This window comes from Terrabacter lapilli, from assembly GCF_039531305.1.
Lineage (GTDB): Bacteria > Actinomycetota > Actinomycetes > Actinomycetales > Dermatophilaceae > Terrabacter > Terrabacter lapilli.
On the sequence record NZ_BAAAPU010000011.1, the window covers coordinates 152,933 to 169,008 of the forward strand.

A 16,076-nucleotide genomic window follows, 5' to 3' on the forward strand; every position below is an offset into this window, starting at 1 on the left:
GCATGGTCTCCCCGCTCGTCGCGCTCACACCCAAGGTCCAGTCCGCGATCGCCGCCGCCCTCGGCGACGACTACCGCGACGCCGACCCCGTGCTGCGCCCGTCGCAGTTCGCCGACGTTCAGGTCAACGCCGCGCTCGCGCTCGCCAAGAAGGCGGGTATGCCGCCGCGCGAGGTCGCGAGCAGGATCGTCGACGCGCTCGACCTCGACGGCGTGTGCGACACGGTCGAGGTGAGCGGCCCCGGCTTCATCAACCTGACCTTCGCCGACGCGTGGCTGGCCTCCCTCCTGCAGGAGGTCGAGGCCGACGAGCGCAGCGGGGTGCCGCTTCAGCCCTCGGAGAACATCCCGATCGACTACTCGGCGCCCAACGTCGCCAAGGAGATGCACGTCGGGCACCTGCGCACGACGATCGTCGGTGACTCTCTCGCCCGCACCCTGGAACACCTGGGTCACAACGTCATCCGGCAGAACCACATCGGCGACTGGGGCACGCCGTTCGGCATGCTGATCGAGCACCTGCTCGAGGTCGGGGAGGACTCGCCCGAGGCGGAGCTGCTCGTCTCCGATCCCAACGCCTTCTACCAGGCCGCCCGCACGAAGTTCGACACGGCCGAGAAGGCCGAGCCGCACGGCAGTGCCGGTGACTTCGACGTGCGGTCACGGGCGCGGGTCGTCAAGCTGCAGGCCGGTGACCCCGAGACGATCAAGCACTGGCACGACCTCGTCGGGATGTCCAAGGCCTACTTCAACAAGGTCTACTCGACGCTCGGGGTCACGCTCACCGACGACGACCTCGCCGGCGAGTCGACCTACAACGACCACCTGGCGGCCATCTGCGACGAGCTCGAGAGCAAGGGCATCGCGACGATGTCCGACGGTGCGCTCTGCGTGTTCCTCGAGGGCTACACCGGCCGGGAGGGCAAGCCGGTCCCGCTGATCATCCGCAAGTCCGACGGCGGCTACAACTACGGCACCACCGACCTCGCGACGATCCGCTACCGCGTCTCCACCCTGGGCGCGCACCGGGTGCTCTACGTCGTCGGTGCACCCCAGGCGCTGCACTTCAGCATGGTGTGGGAGACGGCGCGGCGGGCCGGCTGGCTGCCCGACGACGTCAAGCCGGTCCACGTGCAGATCGGCAACGTGCTCGGCGAGGACCGCAAGATCCTGCGCACCCGCTCCGGCGCGTCGCTGCGGCTCATGGCCCTGCTCGAGGAGGCCGTCGACAAGGCGCAGGCGCTCATCGACGCCAACCGGCCCGACCTCGACGAGGCGACGCGCTCGACGATCGCCCGCCAGATCGGCATCGGTGCCGTGAAGTACGCCGACCTGTCCGTCGCCCACGACAGCGAGTACGTCTTCGACCTCGACCGCATGGTCGCGCTCACCGGCAACACCGGGCCCTATCTGCAGTACGTCGTGGCGCGGATCCGGTCGATCTTCCGGCAGGTCGGGCTCGACCCGACGGCGCAGCACGCGCCACTGCTGCTCGGCGAGAGCCACGAGCGGGCCCTCGGCATGCACCTGCTCGGCTTCGGCGACGTCGTTGCCGAGGTGGGTGACACCTACGAGCCGCACCGGCTCGCGGCCTACCTCTTCGAGCTGGCACAGGCGTTCTCGGCCTTCTACGAGAACTGCCCCGTGCTCAAGGCCGAGCGCGACGAGGTCAAGGAGTCCCGCCTGACGCTCTGCGCGCTCACGCTGCGGGTCATGACGAGCGGCCTGGACATGCTGGGGCTGGAGGCGCCCGACCAGATGTGATTCACCCCGTTTGGATGATGCCGGGGGTGGGGACGGAGGCGACGCTGGCACTGGACGGGCCCGAATGGGTCCGGCCTAGGAGAAAGGTCGCCTCATGTCTTTCTGGGACATCATCTGGTACATCATCGTCTTCTTCGCGTTCGTGGCCTACCTCATGGCCCTGTTCTGGATCCTGACCGACCTGTTCCGTGACCGGGAGCTCTCCGGGTGGCTGAAGGCCGTGTGGATCGTGTTCCTCGTCGTCTTCCCGCTCATCACGGCGCTCGTCTACCTCATCGCCCGTGGGCACGGCATGAGCGAGCGCTCCGCGCAGCAGTACGCGGAGGCCCAGAAGGCCCAGGACGCGTACATCCGCTCCGTCGCGGGCAGCAACGGTGCCGCGTCGGGGGCCGAGCAGATCGCCAAGGCCAAGGAGCTGCTCGACTCCGGCGCCATCACGCCCGACGAGTACGCCGCGCTGAAGCAGAAGGCACTGGCCTGACCGGAGGGCGAAGCCATGACCGCCGCACCCGCCGCCAGCCTCCCGAAGAGCTCCTCAGCCCGGAAGGAGCGTGTCGCCCAGGCCACCGCACGTATGCCGCTGACCGCCCACGCGCAGCTCGTGCCGTGGGCGGAGCGTGACCCGGTGGAGATCCTCGAGGAGCAGGGGCGCACCCGTGTGCCCGAGCTGCTCCCCGTCCGCTACGGGCGGATGCTCGCATCGCCCTTCGCGTTCTACCGCGGGGCGGCGGCCGTGATGGCGGCCGACCTCGCGGCGAGCGGCAGCTCCGAGCTGACGGCCCAGCTGTGCGGTGACGCGCACGTGTCCAACTTCGGCTTCTTCGGCACGCCGGAGCGCAAGCAGGTCTTCGACCTCAACGACTTCGACGAGACGTGGCCCGGGCCGTTCGAGTGGGACGTCAAGCGGCTGGCGGCCAGTCTCGAGATCGCCGGCCGTGAGAACGGGTTGCGCCGCAAGCAGCGGCGGGCGATCACGGTCGGCATGGTCCGCGCCTACCGGCAGTCGATCGCGGAGTTCGCCTCGCAGTCGGCCCTCGACGTGTGGTACGCCCGGGCGGAGCTCCAGCCGGGCCTGCCACGCCTGGCCAAGGAACTGCCGAAGGCCGCGAGGGAGACGACCCGGAAGGTGCTCAGCAAGTCGCGTGTGCGAGATGCGGCGCACGCCGTGGCGAAGCTGACGACACCCGAGTTCGGCCAGCGGCGCTTCGTCAGCGACCCTCCGCTCCTCGTGCCGGTGCGCGAGCTGGCGCCCGAGCTGGCCGACGACCTGACGAGGCTGCTCGACCTGCTGCTCGTGGAGTACCGCAAGAGCCTCCCGCCGGACCGGCGGGTCCTGATCGGCCGCTTCCAGGTGGTCGACATGGCGCGCAAGGCCGTCGGCGTCGGCTCGGTCGGCACCCGGGCGTGGCTGCTGCTCCTCGTCGACGAGCTGGGCAACCCGCTCCTGCTCCAGGCCAAGGAGGCCGCTGAGTCCGTGCTGGCGGCCCACCTGCCGTGGCCGGCCCTCGACAACCAGGGCCGGCGCGTGGTCGAGGGACAGCGCCTCATGCAGGCGAGCAGCGACATCCTGCTCGGCTGGCAGCGCGTGACCGGTCTGGACGGAGTGGAGCGCGACTTCTACATCCGGCAGTTCCGCGACTGGAAGGGCGGCTACGAGATCGAGACCCTCGACCCTGCCACGCTCGAACGCCTCGGGCAGGCGTGCGCCTGGACCCTGGCGCGAGCCCATGCGCGGTCCGGCGACCCCCGGGACATCGCCCTCTACCTGGGTACCCCTCCGGGACCCGTCCCGGCAGACGGCGCGGCCGACGGCCCGGGAGCGGTCTTCGACGAGGCAGTGGGCGACTTCGCCGTCGCGTACGCCGACCAGAACGAACGCGACCACGCCGAGCTCGTCGCGGCGGTGGAGTCCGGGCGGTTGCCGGCGTCCCCGAACCTCTGAGGCGCGCGAGCCGCCTCGGCCTGTTCGTCGTCTTGCGCGTCCACTCCTCCACCCGTCGCCGACCCGGTCGACGCGGCGCCCACCATCAGAGACGTTCCGGCTGTCCGGAACGTCATTTGTGTGACGTGCCGAGCAGGGGCGCCCCGGATGAGCCGGTCGTGCCCTAGGTTCGGGTCACCAGCGCCCACAGAGCGAAGGAGCACAGCGTGCAGATCGGTGTCCCTCGTGAGACGCGTGCCCGGGAGACGCGCGTCGCCGCGACGCCCAAGACCGTCGAACAGCTCGTGGGCCTCGGCTACGACGTGGTCGTCGAGAGTGGTGCCGGGGAGGCGGCGAGCTTCTCCGACGAGGCGTATGCCGTCGCCGGCGCTCACGTCGTCAGCGCCCAGGAGGCCTGGGGCTCGCCGATCGTCCACAAGGTCAACGCGCCCTCCCACGACGAGATCGCACTGCTCCGACCCGGCACCGTCCTCGTCTCGCTCCTGGCTCCGGCCCTCAGCCCGGAGCTCGTCGAGAAGCTGCGCGCCGCCGGCGTCACCGCGATGGCGATGGACGCCGTGCCCCGTATCAGCCGCGCCCAGTCCCTCGACGTGCTGTCGTCGATGGCCAACATCGCCGGCTACCGGGCGGTCGTGGAGGCCGCCCACCGGTTCGGGTCCTTCTTCACCGGACAGGTGACGGCGGCGGGCAAGGTGCCTCCGGCCAAGGTGCTCGTCGCCGGGGCCGGCGTGGCGGGCCTCGCCGCGATCGGCACCGCTCGGTCGCTCGGCGCCATCGTCCGGGCGACCGACGCCCGCGCGGAGGTCGCCGAGCAGGTCGAGTCCATGGGGGCGGACTTCCTCGCAGTCCAGATGCCCGAGGTCGACGCGGGGGCGTCGTCGAGCGACGGCTACGCCAAGGAGATGGGCGAGGAGTACAACCGTCGGGCCGCCGAGCTCTACGCCGCCCAGGCGCCAGAGGTCGACATCATCGTCACGACGGCCCTGATCCCGGGACGGCCCGCCCCGCGACTCATCACCGCGTCCATGGTCGCCTCGATGAAGTCCGGCTCCGTCATCGTCGACATGGCCGCCGCCAACGGAGGCAACGTCGAGGGGTCCGTCGCCGACGAGGTCGTCGTCACCGGCAACGGCGTCACGATCATCGGCTACACCGACCTCGCTGCCCGGCTGCCGACGCAGGCGTCACAGCTCTACGCCACGAACCTCGTCAACCTCATGAAGCTGCTGACGCCGGGCAAGGACGGCGAGCTCGTCCTGGACTTCGACGACGTCGTCCAGCGCAACATGACCGTCGCCCGGGACGGCGAGCTGCTCTGGCCCCCGCCGGCGATCCAGGTCAGCGCGGCACCGTTGGCCAAGCAGCCGGCATACGGCAAGGAGGTCGCCAAGGAGCCCGCGCGACAACGCGACCCGCGCCGGAGGTACGCCGGGATGGCGATCGGCGGCGTCGTGTTCGCCGTGGTCGCGGCGGTCTCGCCGGCCAGCTTCCTGGGCCACTTCACGGTCTTCGCGCTCGCCGTCGTCATCGGCTACTACGTCATCGGCAACGTGCACCACGCGCTGCACACCCCGCTGATGTCGGTGACCAACGCCATCAGCGGCATCATCATCGTCGGAGCGCTGCTGCAGCTCGGCGGGGCGCGGACGTCCATGACCACCGACGTGGTGATCATCGTGCTCGCGTTCGTCGCGACCCTCATCGCCAGCATCAACATCTTCGGTGGCTTCACCGTGACCCGCCGCATGCTCACGATGTTCAGGAAGGGCTGAGCCGTGGTCGACGTCAGCACCTCGCTCATCCAGGCCGCCTACATCGTGGCGGCCCTGCTGTTCATCATGTCGCTCGCCGGGCTGTCCCGGCACGAGACCGCCAAGGACGGCAACGTCCTCGGCATGGTCGGCATGGGCATCGCCCTCGTGGCGACCCTGTGGCTGTCGCTGCGGCACGCGCCGTGGGGCAACGTCGTGGCGGTGTTCGTGGCCATGGCGATCGGCGCCGCGATCGGCATCTGGCGGGCGCGGCGGGTCGAGATGACGGGCATGCCCGAGCTCATCGCGATGCTGCACTCGTTCGTCGGGGCGGCCGCCGTGCTCGTCGGGGTGAACACCTTCCTGGCCTCCGGCGGTGCCGGCGACTCGGTGCATCTCGTCGAGATCTTCCTCGGGGTGTTCATCGGCGCGGTCACGTTCACCGGATCGATCGTCGCGTTCCTCAAGCTGTCGGCGCGCATCTCGAGCCGGCCGCTCATGCTGCCCGCACGACACTGGCTCAACCTGGCCGCCCTCGTCGTCTCGGCGGGGCTGCTCGTGTGGTTCGTCGCCGCACACTCGATGGTGCCGCTGCTGGTGATGACGGCGATCGCGCTGGCCTTCGGGTGGCACCTCGTGGCCTCGATCGGCGGCGGGGACATGCCCGTCGTCGTGTCGATGCTCAACAGCTACTCCGGGTGGGCGGCCGCTGCGGCAGGCTTCATGCTCGGCAACGACCTGCTGATCGTCACCGGTGCCCTCGTCGGCTCCTCCGGTGCGTACCTCTCGTACATCATGTGCAAGGCGATGAACCGTTCGTTCGTCTCCGTCATCGCCGGCGGGTTCGGCTCCGACGGTGCGGTCTCCGACGCCGACGTCGACTACGGCGAGCACCGGGAGACCACCGCGTCCGAGGTCGCCGAGCTGCTGGAGAACGCGTCGTCGGTCGTCATCACGCCGGGCTACGGCATGGCGGTGGCGCAGGCGCAGTACCCCGTCGCCGACCTCACCTCGAAGCTGCGCGAGCGGGGCGTCGAGGTCCGCTTCGGCATCCATCCAGTCGCCGGCCGACTGCCCGGTCACATGAACGTGCTGCTCGCCGAGGCCAAGGTGCCCTACGACATCGTGCTCGAGATGGACGAGATCAACGACGACTTCCCGGACACGGACGTCGTGCTGGTGATCGGCGCCAACGACACGGTCAACCCCGCGGCCGCCGAGGACCCGACCTCGCCGATCGCCGGAATGCCGGTGCTCGAGGTGTGGAAGGCCAAGGAGGTCATCGTCTTCAAGCGGTCCATGGCCGCGGGCTACGCGGGGGTCCAGAACCCGCTCTTCTTCCGCGAGAACTCCGCCATGCTCTTCGGCGACGCCAAGGAGCGCGTCGAGGACATCATCAAAGCCCTCTGAGGAAGCTGCCGCCGCCCCCTCGACTGCCCATCCACTTGTCGAGTGCCCGCTGACCGAACGCCTGACACGGCATGCCGTGGGGCTCGTTCGTTCGCAGAGCAGTCGTCCGGTGGGGGAGCACGCGCGACGCCCGCGCGGACCGGTCAGGCCGTCCGTGCGGGCGGATCCTGCCGCGACGGGCTCGTGCGAGAGCGTCTTGGAGCAGCGTGCGGACGCGTTCGGGTCGGGAGAGGTCCGCCCAGATGAGCCGCACGACCTCGTAGCCGAGCGAGCGGATCCGGTCCTCGCGCTGCTTCTCGGCGAAGAGCACGTCGCGGTCGGAGTACTTGACCTTGCCGTCGAACTCCACCACGACCCGGGTGCCCTCGACGAGGAAGTCGACCCGGTCGGGCCATCCACTCGCGGTCAGTCGCTCCGTGCCGGGCACCTCGTGCTGCGGCACGAGCCGGTGACCGAGCTGGTGCAAGAGCCAGGCGGTCAGGCTCTCGCCCGGTGATTCATGCAACGGCTCCAAGAGGTGGGCCACCGCCCGCGCGGCGACGATGCCGCGGTGCCCCTCCAGCGCCGCCAGCGCCGCATCGATGTCCACGCGGGTCGCAGTCTTGGAGCGGAGGGCGGCATCGCCGGCCACGAGCAGCGCCCGGCGGCTGCGCAGTCCCGACTGTGCGACTGCGACGGCCGGCGGCACGGTGTGGTCCCCGTCGCCGAGATGCACGCCGGGCGGGCACCGGTGCAGGCGGACCCAGCGTCCGAGGTGGGCAGGTGTGGTGGGGTCGAGCCAGGTGAGGTCGATGCGCGAGGTCACCGGCTGGAACGTCGGTAGCCCGAGCGCGAGCACGGCGGCGTCGTGGCTGAGAACGGCCCGGCCGGCATACTCCTGCTGGGCTGCCGCGATGAGCAGTCGCCATCGGTGGCGCTCGTCGGTGAGGGTGCCGGCGGCATACCACCCCGGTCGGAGCCGTGCGCAGGCCCCGACGCGCATCAGACGCTTCAAGGCCGCGGCGTCGATCCCGAGACGGGTCGCCGTGCCGGTGTCGAAGACGCCGTCACGAGCGATGGTCGATATGTCCATCGCCACATCGTGGCGGGGATGGGGGCGAGCGTGCAGGAGGCCTGTGGACAGTCGCCTCCGCCCCCGGACGACGGGGGCGGTGACCGCCCGACTACAGCACGACTCTGCTGACATGGGACGACTCCCACGGCAGGCCGTGGGAGTCGTCCCATCCCGGAGCAGTCGCCGCGGGACAGCCGGAGTGAGGGCGGGCGTCAGCGTTCGCGGACGACCTCCGGTGCCTCCTCGACCCGGGCCTCGTCGACCCCGCGGGCGACGTTGCTGTGCGTTCGCGAGTAGGCGAAGTAGATGAGGAAGCCGAGGGCCATCCAGACGACGAAGCGGATCCAGGTCTCCACCGAGAGGTTGAGCACGAGGTAGAAGCAGGCCAGGGCCGAGAGCCACGGGACGATGGGGTTGCCCGGCACCCGGAACGAGCGCTTGAGGTCGGGGCGGCGCTTGCGCAGGATCGGCACGGCGAGCGAGACGAGCAGGAAGGCCGTCAGCGTGCCGATGTTGACCATCTCCTCCAGCTTGCCGATCGGCGTGAGGGAGGCGATGAGGGCGACGACGGTGCCGATGATGAGCGTCAGCTTCACCGGGGTGCCCGTCCTGGGGTTGGTGCGACCGAGGCTCGAGGGGATCAGGTTGTCGCGGCTCATCGCGAACGTCACGCGGGTGGCGCCGATCATGAGCGTCATCACCACGGTGGTCAGACCGGCGACGGCGCCCGCCGAGATCAGGGTGGCGAAGCCGTCCTTGCCGACCTGGGTGAAGGCCGTGGCGAGGGCCGCCTTCGGGTCGATGTCCTTGTAGTTCTGCATGCCGGTGATCACGAGGGTCACGGCCACGTAGAGGATCGTGCAGATCGCCAGCGAGCCGAGGATGCCGCGAGGCAGGTCGCGCTGGGGGTTGCGGGCCTCCTCCGCCGTGGTGGCCACGACGTCGAACCCGATGTAGGCGAAGAAGACGATGGCGGCGCCGGCCATGATGCCCATGACGCCGTAGGTGGCGGGCGTCATGCCGCTGATGAGCTGGATGAGCGGGGTGGTGAGGCCCTCGGCGGCCTTCCCCGGCTCGCTCGGCGGGATGAAGGGCGACCAGTTCGCGGTGTTGATGTAGGAGATGCCGGCGAAGATCACGAACAGCACGATGAAGAGCTTGACGCCGACGAGCACGAGGTTGACCCGCATCGACTCCTTGATGCCCTTGGCGATGAGCAGGGTCAGGATCGCGACGAGCAGGAAGGCCGGCAGGTCGAAGGTCGAGCCAGGACCGACGGCGTCTGGCCATTTGAGGCCGAACTGCCCGAGGAGGGTGACGAGGTACTGCGACCACCCCTGTGCGACCACGCTCGCTCCGAGCATCAGCTCGAGCAGCAGGTCCCAGCCGATGATCCAGGCGATGAGCTCACCCAGGGTGGCGTAGGAGAAGGTGTACGCCGAGCCGGAGATCGGGACCGTGGACGCGAACTCGGCGTAGCAGAGGGCTGCGAGTCCGCAGACGATCGCGCCGACGACGAACGAGAGGGCGATGGAGGGGCCGGCGTAGTCCTTGGCTGCCCTGCCGGTCAGCGTGAAGATACCGGCGCCGATGATGACCCCGATGCCGAAGACGGTGAGGTCAAGGGCGCTGAGGGTTCTCTTCAGCTTGTGGTCGGCTTCCTCGGCCGACGCCATCGACGCCTCGATCGACTTGGTGCGAAACACGCTCATGGTGACCTCCGAGCAGGTCCGGTGACGGGCGGATCATCACAAACTAGCGGGGCGCGTTCCCGGGGGCGAGCCCTGCGCGTCAGGTATCCGACGGACCGCGCTCGCGCGTGGGCCAGATCGGGCCCGTGTCGGCCCCTCGGCGGCGCCGCTTCAGGTCCTCGCTCTCGTAGACCGTCTCGCCTCGATGCTCGCCTCGACGTTCCACCCGACGCTCCGGACCACGCTCCGGGCGCTGGATCGGCATCGCGCGCGAGTAGGAGTCGAGCCGGTCGGAGATGGGGTTGTGCACGGCGCTCACGTCGGGGAAACCGCCGCCGACCTCGTCCAGCGGCTCGAAGTCCTCGTCGCCGGGCGGGGGGACGATGTGGAAGATCTCGGCGCAGATGTCGCGGTAGGTCCGGTCCGGGTTGGGCACCCACTTGACCTCGCGCAGGGCCTGGTCCTGGCCCGCGCTCTCGAGCACGAACTTGCCGTAGCCGAGGAACTGCCCCGGGATCGACCTGACGTAGCTCATGTCGGTCACCTTGAGCAGGGGCATCATCGCCACCTTGTGCGTGACCAGCCCGTAGCGCAGCAGCAGCCGCTTGTCGGTGGCGACGAACCAGTTGTGGCTCCAGTCGACGAGACACCAGACGAGGCGGGCGAGCAGGGCGAGGAAGAGCCACCAGAAGGCCGTGCCGACGGCCTGGGTCGACTTCGTGACGTTGGAGTCGACCCAGACGGCGGCCACGAAGCCGAGCGTCGTCGTCGCGACCGGCTCGGCGAGCTTGGCCCAGTGCGCGCGCACCGCGGTGACCAGCCGTTCGCCCGGGAGCAGGATCGGGGCCAGTCCCGCAGGGACCTCGGTGCTCCGCAGCAGCGCCATGTCCTCAGTCTGCTCGCGTCACCGGTTGAGCAACGCGTTGAAGAACCGCAGGATCGCGTCGAAGCCGTCGACGAGGATGCCCCAGATGTTCGTGACGATGCCTGCGGCCTTGTCCGGTGACGTGAAGACGGCGTAGACGAAGAACGCGAGCACGACGATCAGGATGATCTTCTTGACCTTGGGGCCCATGGTGTGTCGCTCCTTGGAGGGAAGGTGCTGGCGCTGCCCTGACAGCCCCACGGCACAGGGGTGCGACCAGTGTGCCGCATGAGGCCTCTGTGGCTCGGGACCCGGGTCGCGTGTCTCCCGGGCCGGCGCCGGAGCCGTGCTCCGCGGCCCCAGCTGCCGGCGCGGCTATCCTCCTCGCGTGTCCCGAACGCCGACGTATGCCGCCGAGCTGCGTGCCGCCCTCAGCGACGTCGTGCGCGCGGTGGACGAGCGCGAGCTGGCGCGAGCGACCGAGGCGCTGGTCGCGCGCTATCGCTCGGTGGGCCCGGCGTCGGCACCGATCCTCGCCTCGGAGGTGCACGTCGCCGCGTACGCCGCCTACCGGATGCCGGCGACGCACGCCGCGCTCTCGCGGGTGCTCGGGGCCGTGGCCGACCGCGGCGTGCAGCCGCGCTCCCTGCTCGACCTCGGCGGCGGCACCGGTGCCGCGGCCTGGGCAGCCGCCGGCGCCTTCCCGTCGCTCGAGTCGATCACGGTGCTCGACCAGGTGGAGGCGGCGCTCACCCTCGGGCGTCGCCTCGTCGCCGATGCCCCCTCGCCGGCGCTCGCCGCTGCCAGCTTCGGCCGGGCGCGCGCCGGTGCCTGGCCGGAGGAGCAGGCCGATCTCGTCACCGTCTCCTACGTGCTGAGCGAGCTCGACGAGCGCCAGCAGGACGCGCTGGTGGCCGATGCGATGCGCCGTGGGCAGGTCGTGGTCGTGGCCGAGCCGGGCACGCCGGACGGCTACGCCCGCGTGATCCGGGTCCGCACGGCGCTGCTCGCCGCCGGGTGGTCGCTGCTCGGCCCCTGCCCGCACGAGGCGGAATGCCCTCTGCTGCAGGGCGACTGGTGTCACTTCGTCGCCCGCGTCAACCGATCCGCGGAGCACCGGCGGATCAAGGGCGCCGAGCTGTCCTACGAGGACGAGAAGTTCTCGTGGGTCGCCGCCGCCGCTCCGGGCCTCGTCGAATCGCTTGCCGCAGAACCGAGTCCAGGGCGCATCATCCGGCACCCGTTGAAGCGCAAGGGACTCGTCGAGTTCCAGGTGTGCCGACCCGACGGCACCGCCGGCCGCGAGGTGGTCTCCAAGAAGGCGGGGGAGCGCTACCGGCGGGCACGCGACGCCGAGTGGGGCGACCCGCTGCCGTGACCCGGCGGCATACGCAAGCGGTCAGACGACGCCGTAGAGACGGTCGCCGGCGTCGCCGAGCCCGGGGACGATGTAGCCCTTCTCGTTGAGCTTCTCGTCGATGGTGCCGAGCACGACCTTGACCGGGATGTCGCTCTCGGACAGCTCGTCCTCGAGGTGCTTGATGCCCTCGGGGGCGGCGAGGAGGCACACGGCGGTGATGTCGCGGGCGCCCTTGCTGGTCAGGTAGTCGATGGCCATGACGAGCGTGCCGCCGGTGGCGAGCATGGGGTCGAGGATGAAGACCTGGCGTCCGGTGAGGTCGTCGGGCAGCCGGTTGGCGTAGGTCGAGACCTCGAGGGTCTCCTCGTTGCGGATCATGCCGAGGAAGCCGACCTCGGCGCTCGGCAGGAGCTTGACCATGCCGTCGAGCATCCCGAGGCCCGCGCGCAGGATGGGCACGATGATCGGCTTCGGGTTGGACAGCTTGATGCCCGTGGTCGGCGCGACGGGCGTCTCGATCTCGAACGGCTCGACCCGGACGTCACGGGTGGCCTCGTAGGCCAGCAGCGTCACGAGCTCCTCGGCCAGGCGGCGGAACGTCGGGCTGTCGGTCCGCTTGTCGCGCAGGTAGGTGAGCTTGTGGGCGATGAGCGGGTGGTCTGCGACATGGACGTCCATGGGTGGAAACTTAGCGCGTGGCCAAAGGATCCGAGACCTCCCGCAAGAGCTCCCTCTCCGCGCCGGAGGCGTATGCCGCGCTGCTCGGCGAGGCGCTCGAGCTCGCGGCCGCGACGGTCGGGTCGCAGGACGTGCCGGTGGGTGCTCTGGTCGTCGACCCCGACGGCGTCGTGCTCGGCCGGGGACGCAACGTGCGCGAGGAGGACGGCGACCCGACGGGCCACGCGGAGGTGCTGGCGCTGCGCGAGGCGTCGCGGGCGCTGGGTTCGTGGCGGCTGGAGGGGTGCACCCTCGTGGTGACCCTGGAACCGTGCGTCATGTGTGCCGGCGCTGCGATGGCGGCGCGGCTCGAGCGCATCGTGTTCGGCGCCTGGGACCCCAAGGCGGGGGCCTGCGGCTCGGTCTGGGACCTGACCCGCGACCCCCTTGCGACGCACAACGTGGACGTCGTGGGGGGCGTGCGCGCGGAGGAGTCCGCGGCCCTCCTGGTCGATTTCTTCGAGGGCCGCCGCCTCCGGTAAGGTCTCTCCCGGTGGCGTGTCCGAGCGGCCAAAGGAGCACGCCTCGAAAGCGTGTGTGGGGGTAACTCCACCGTGGGTTCAAATCCCACCGCCACCGCCAGCCGAAGCAGGACCCGACATCAGCGAGTCGGGTCCTGCTTCGTTTTCGGGCCTCAGGCAAGAGCCGTCTCATGAATCGTCTGTTACATCTAGACGCGCTAAGAACCATTCTGTAATGCTTCACACGGCTTCCGGCGCCCGCCGGTGCCCAGCCTCCAGTGAAGGATCTGCAGTGCGCTCACGTCCTCTCGTGTCCTACCTCGGCGCCGCATCCGTCGGGGCCCTGACCTGCCTCGCCCTCGCTTCCTGCGCGTCCGGCGCCGGGGCCGCCAACGGGGCGAGCAGCGCCCCGCCCTCGACGGTCGCGGGCGTCACCGTCGGGGTCGACGCGGCCGCCCGTGGGCTCGTCCCGCAGAAGTACCGCGATGCCGGCGAGGTCCGCGTGGCCACCGACGTCCCCTACGCCCCGTTCGAGATGTACGCGTCGGAGGGGTCGACCCAGATCACGGGCGTCGACTACGACCTCGGACAGGCCGTCGCCGCCAGGCTCGGCCTGAAGTTCACCTTCACCGCCCAGAAGTTCGACGGCATCATCCCGGCGATCCAGGCCGGCAAGTTCGACGCCGTCATGTCGGCGATGACCGACAAGAAGGAGCGCCAGGCGGTCCTGACGTTCGTGGACTACTCAGCCTCGGGCACGGGCGTGCTCGTGGCCAAGGGCAACCCGCAGGGCATCAAGACCTACACCGACCTGTGCGGCCAGAAGGTGGCCGTCCAGGCGGCGACGAACCAGCTCGACCTCGCGACGTCGTGGCAGAAGGAGTGCTCGGCCGGCGGCAAGGGGCAGATCCAGCTCGAGCAGTTCCCGAAGGACTCCGACGCCCAGCTGGCCATCAAGGCCGGCAAGGTCGTCGCAGCCCTGGCGACCAAGCCCGCCGCCGGCTACTCCGCGAAGACGACCGACAACGGCAGCGCCTTCGAGGTCGTGAACGACCCCGCTGCCCCGACCGGGTACCAGGCGACCCCCAACGGCATCGGCGTGAACAAGGCCGACGCCGACCTCGCCAAGGCCGTGCAGAAGGCGCTGCAGTCGCTCATGGACGACGGCACGTACACCAAGATCCTGGCCAAGTACGGCGTCGAGGGGATCGCGGTCAAGCAGGCCACGATCAACGGCGCGGTCAGCTGACCATGGCGGTCGACAGCCCCGGCGGCGCCACCGTCCGCGAACTCGTCAGGCCGAGCAGTCAACCGCTGCAAGCGGTCCCGGTCCGCCACCCCGGCCGGTGGGTCGCCGCGCTCGCCGTCGGTGTCGTCGCCGTCTCGGTCGTGGTCAGCCTCGCCAAGAACCCGAACCTCGACTGGGGGACCGTCGGGCACTACCTCCTCTCGGACCTCGTGCTGACGGGGCTGTGGACCACCGTCTGGCTCACCGCGGCGGCCATGGCGATCGGTGTGGTCGGCGGGATCGTCGTCGCGGTCATGCGCCTGTCGTCGAACCCGGTGCTGCGCGTGGTGTCCGGCGCCTTCGTGTGGGTCTTCCGCGGCACTCCGGTGCTCGTCCAGCTCATCTTCTGGGGGTTCCTCGGCGCCTTCTACCCGACGACGACCATCGGAGTCCCGTTCACGGACGTCGTCTTCTTCACCGGCCGGACCAGCGACCTCGTCCCGGCCACGGTCGCGGCGCTGCTGGCCCTCGGCCTCAACGAGATGGCGTACGCCTCCGAGATCATCCGCGCCGGGATCCAGTCCGTCGACCACGGGCAGGTCGAGGCGGCCCACTCCCTGGGGATGACCTCCGGGCGCGCGATGCGCCGGATCGTGCTCCCGCAGGCGATGCGGGTCATCATCCCGCCGATGGGCAACGAGACCATCACGATGCTGAAGACGACGGCCCTCGTGTCGGTCATCTCCGGCCACGACCTCATGTCGAACATCCAGGCGGCCTACGCCCAGAACTTCAAGGTCATCCCGCTCCTCGTCGTCGCGAGCATCTGGTACCTCGTGCTGACGACCCTGCTGTCCGTCCCGCAGGGCTGGCTGGAGCGCCGGTTCGGGCGGGGCCTGTCCACCTCCGGTCCCCGCGGCGGCCTCGGCCGCCTGCTCACCTTCCGCTCGGGAGCAACCTCATGAACCTGCCGGGTCGCACGCACTCTGCCCAGCCCAGCCCGGTCACCGGAGTCAGCCCGGGAGTCGGCCCCGGAGCCGCCCTCGCCGCCGGCCCAGGAGCCCTCGCCGGCGCCCCGGCGATGGTCAGGGCCGAGGGCGTCTGCAAGAGCTTCGGGCACCTCCAGGTGCTTCAAGGCATCGACCTCGAGGTCCGGCGCGGCGAGGTGGCAGTCCTCCTGGGCCCGTCGGGTTCGGGCAAGTCCACCTTCCTGCGGTGCATCAACCACCTCGAGAAGATCGACGCCGGCCGCCTGGCGGTCGACGGCGAACCGGTCGGCTACGTCGAGCGCGACGGGCGCCTCCACGAGCTGCGCGAGAAGGAAGTCGCAGCCCGGCGCACCGAGATCGGGATGGTCTTCCAGCGCTTCAACCTCTTCGCGCACCAGACCGCGCTCGAGAACGTCGTCGAGGCCCCGATCCAGGTGAAACGGACGCCCCGCAAGGTCGCCGAGCACAGGGCTCGACAGCTGCTCGACCGCGTGGGCCTGGCAGACAAGGCGACGAGCTACCCCAGCCAGCTCTCCGGTGGCCAGCAGCAGCGCGTGGCCATCGCCCGGGCGCTCGCCATGGACCCGAAGCTCATGCTCTTCGACGAGCCGACCTCCGCGCTCGACCCCGAGCTCGTCGGCGAGGTGCTCGACGTCATGCGCGACCTGGCCGGCGACGGGATGACGATGGTGGTGGTCACCCACGAGATCGGCTTCGCCCGGGAGGTCGCGGACCTCGTGGCCTTCATGGACGGTGGCGTCGTCGTGGAGACCGGGTCTCCGCAGGAGGTGCTCGGAAGCCCTCGGCACGAGCGCACCCGGTCGTTCCTGTCCAAGGTCCTCTGA

General features: G+C 70.2%; 15 protein-coding genes and 1 tRNA gene. 11 read left to right on the forward strand and 5 right to left on the reverse strand.

Annotated features, from left to right (window positions below; genetic code table 11):
* Positions 1–2: 2 nt before the first annotated feature.
* From argS to pntB, 5 genes are all read left to right on the forward strand, one after another.
* On the forward strand, positions 3–1,763 hold the full coding sequence (gene argS / locus ABD241_RS18260) for an arginine--tRNA ligase (RefSeq protein ID WP_344066094.1): 1,761 nt from the start codon (positions 3–5) through the stop codon (positions 1,761–1,763).
* A gap of 94 nt (positions 1,764–1,857) precedes the next feature.
* Positions 1,858–2,244 carry an SHOCT domain-containing protein gene (locus tag ABD241_RS18265; protein ID WP_344066097.1) on the forward strand — a complete coding sequence of 129 codons (387 nt, stop codon included), beginning with the start codon at positions 1,858–1,860 and terminating at the stop codon, positions 2,242–2,244.
* 15 nt (positions 2,245–2,259) lie between these two features.
* Complete coding sequence (locus ABD241_RS18270; RefSeq protein WP_344066100.1) at positions 2,260–3,705, forward strand: DUF2252 domain-containing protein; 1,446 nt, start codon at positions 2,260–2,262, stop codon at positions 3,703–3,705.
* A gap of 206 nt (positions 3,706–3,911) precedes the next feature.
* Positions 3,912–5,477, forward strand: a complete 1,566-nt coding sequence (locus tag ABD241_RS18275) for a Re/Si-specific NAD(P)(+) transhydrogenase subunit alpha (protein ID WP_344066102.1) — start codon at positions 3,912–3,914, stop codon at positions 5,475–5,477.
* A gap of 66 nt (positions 5,478–5,543) precedes the next feature.
* Positions 5,544–6,866: a Re/Si-specific NAD(P)(+) transhydrogenase subunit beta gene (gene pntB, locus ABD241_RS18280; protein ID WP_344066977.1), complete on the forward strand. Its 1,323-nt coding sequence runs from the start codon at positions 5,544–5,546 to the stop codon at positions 6,864–6,866.
* Here pntB and ABD241_RS18285 read toward each other — a convergent pair.
* The 4 genes from ABD241_RS18285 to ABD241_RS18300 all read right to left on the reverse strand — a co-directional run bounded on the left by ABD241_RS18285 (position 6,853) and on the right by ABD241_RS18300 (position 10,686).
* Positions 6,853–7,938, reverse strand: coding sequence for a hypothetical protein (locus ABD241_RS18285; protein WP_344066105.1), 1,086 nt, complete (start codon positions 7,936–7,938; stop codon positions 6,853–6,855). The genes pntB and ABD241_RS18285 overlap by 14 nt on opposite strands.
* A gap of 194 nt (positions 7,939–8,132) precedes the next feature.
* Positions 8,133–9,632, reverse strand: coding sequence for an APC family permease (locus tag ABD241_RS18290; RefSeq protein WP_344066107.1), 1,500 nt, complete (start codon positions 9,630–9,632; stop codon positions 8,133–8,135).
* Between the two features lie 79 nt (positions 9,633–9,711).
* A complete protein-coding gene (locus ABD241_RS18295) occupies positions 9,712–10,497 on the reverse strand; it encodes a PH domain-containing protein (RefSeq protein WP_344066110.1) in 786 nt (261 codons plus the stop codon).
* A gap of 18 nt (positions 10,498–10,515) precedes the next feature.
* Positions 10,516–10,686: a hypothetical protein gene (locus ABD241_RS18300; RefSeq protein WP_344066113.1), complete on the reverse strand. Its 171-nt coding sequence runs from the start codon at positions 10,684–10,686 to the stop codon at positions 10,516–10,518.
* Positions 10,687–10,864: 178 nt separating this feature from the next.
* On the opposite strand from ABD241_RS18300, the gene ABD241_RS18305 reads away from it, so the two are divergent.
* Positions 10,865–11,854: a small ribosomal subunit Rsm22 family protein gene (locus ABD241_RS18305; protein WP_344066116.1), complete on the forward strand. Its 990-nt coding sequence runs from the start codon at positions 10,865–10,867 to the stop codon at positions 11,852–11,854.
* 21 nt (positions 11,855–11,875) lie between these two features.
* Here ABD241_RS18305 and upp read toward each other — a convergent pair whose 3' ends face one another.
* Positions 11,876–12,514, reverse strand: coding sequence for a uracil phosphoribosyltransferase (gene upp, locus ABD241_RS18310; RefSeq protein WP_142182031.1), 639 nt, complete (start codon positions 12,512–12,514; stop codon positions 11,876–11,878).
* A 17-nt stretch (positions 12,515–12,531) separates the two neighbouring features.
* Here upp and ABD241_RS18315 point away from each other — a divergent pair, with 17 nt between their 5' ends.
* The 5 genes from ABD241_RS18315 to ABD241_RS18335 all read left to right on the forward strand — a co-directional run bounded on the left by ABD241_RS18315 (position 12,532) and on the right by ABD241_RS18335 (position 16,076).
* Entirely contained in the window at positions 12,532–13,035 is a 504-nt protein-coding gene (locus ABD241_RS18315) for a nucleoside deaminase (RefSeq protein ID WP_344066121.1), read from the forward strand.
* A gap of 10 nt (positions 13,036–13,045) precedes the next feature.
* Positions 13,046–13,135, forward strand: a tRNA-Ser gene (locus ABD241_RS18320).
* Positions 13,136–13,306: 171 nt separating this feature from the next.
* Positions 13,307–14,263 carry an ABC transporter substrate-binding protein gene (locus ABD241_RS18325; RefSeq protein ID WP_344066123.1) on the forward strand — a complete coding sequence of 319 codons (957 nt, stop codon included), beginning with the start codon at positions 13,307–13,309 and terminating at the stop codon, positions 14,261–14,263.
* Positions 14,264–14,265: 2 nt separating this feature from the next.
* Positions 14,266–15,207 (forward strand): amino acid ABC transporter permease, encoded by a 942-nt coding sequence (locus ABD241_RS18330; RefSeq protein ID WP_344066126.1) that lies wholly within the window; start codon positions 14,266–14,268, stop codon positions 15,205–15,207.
* A gap of 116 nt (positions 15,208–15,323) precedes the next feature.
* Positions 15,324–16,076, forward strand: a complete 753-nt coding sequence (locus tag ABD241_RS18335; protein ID WP_344066979.1) for an amino acid ABC transporter ATP-binding protein — start codon at positions 15,324–15,326, stop codon at positions 16,074–16,076.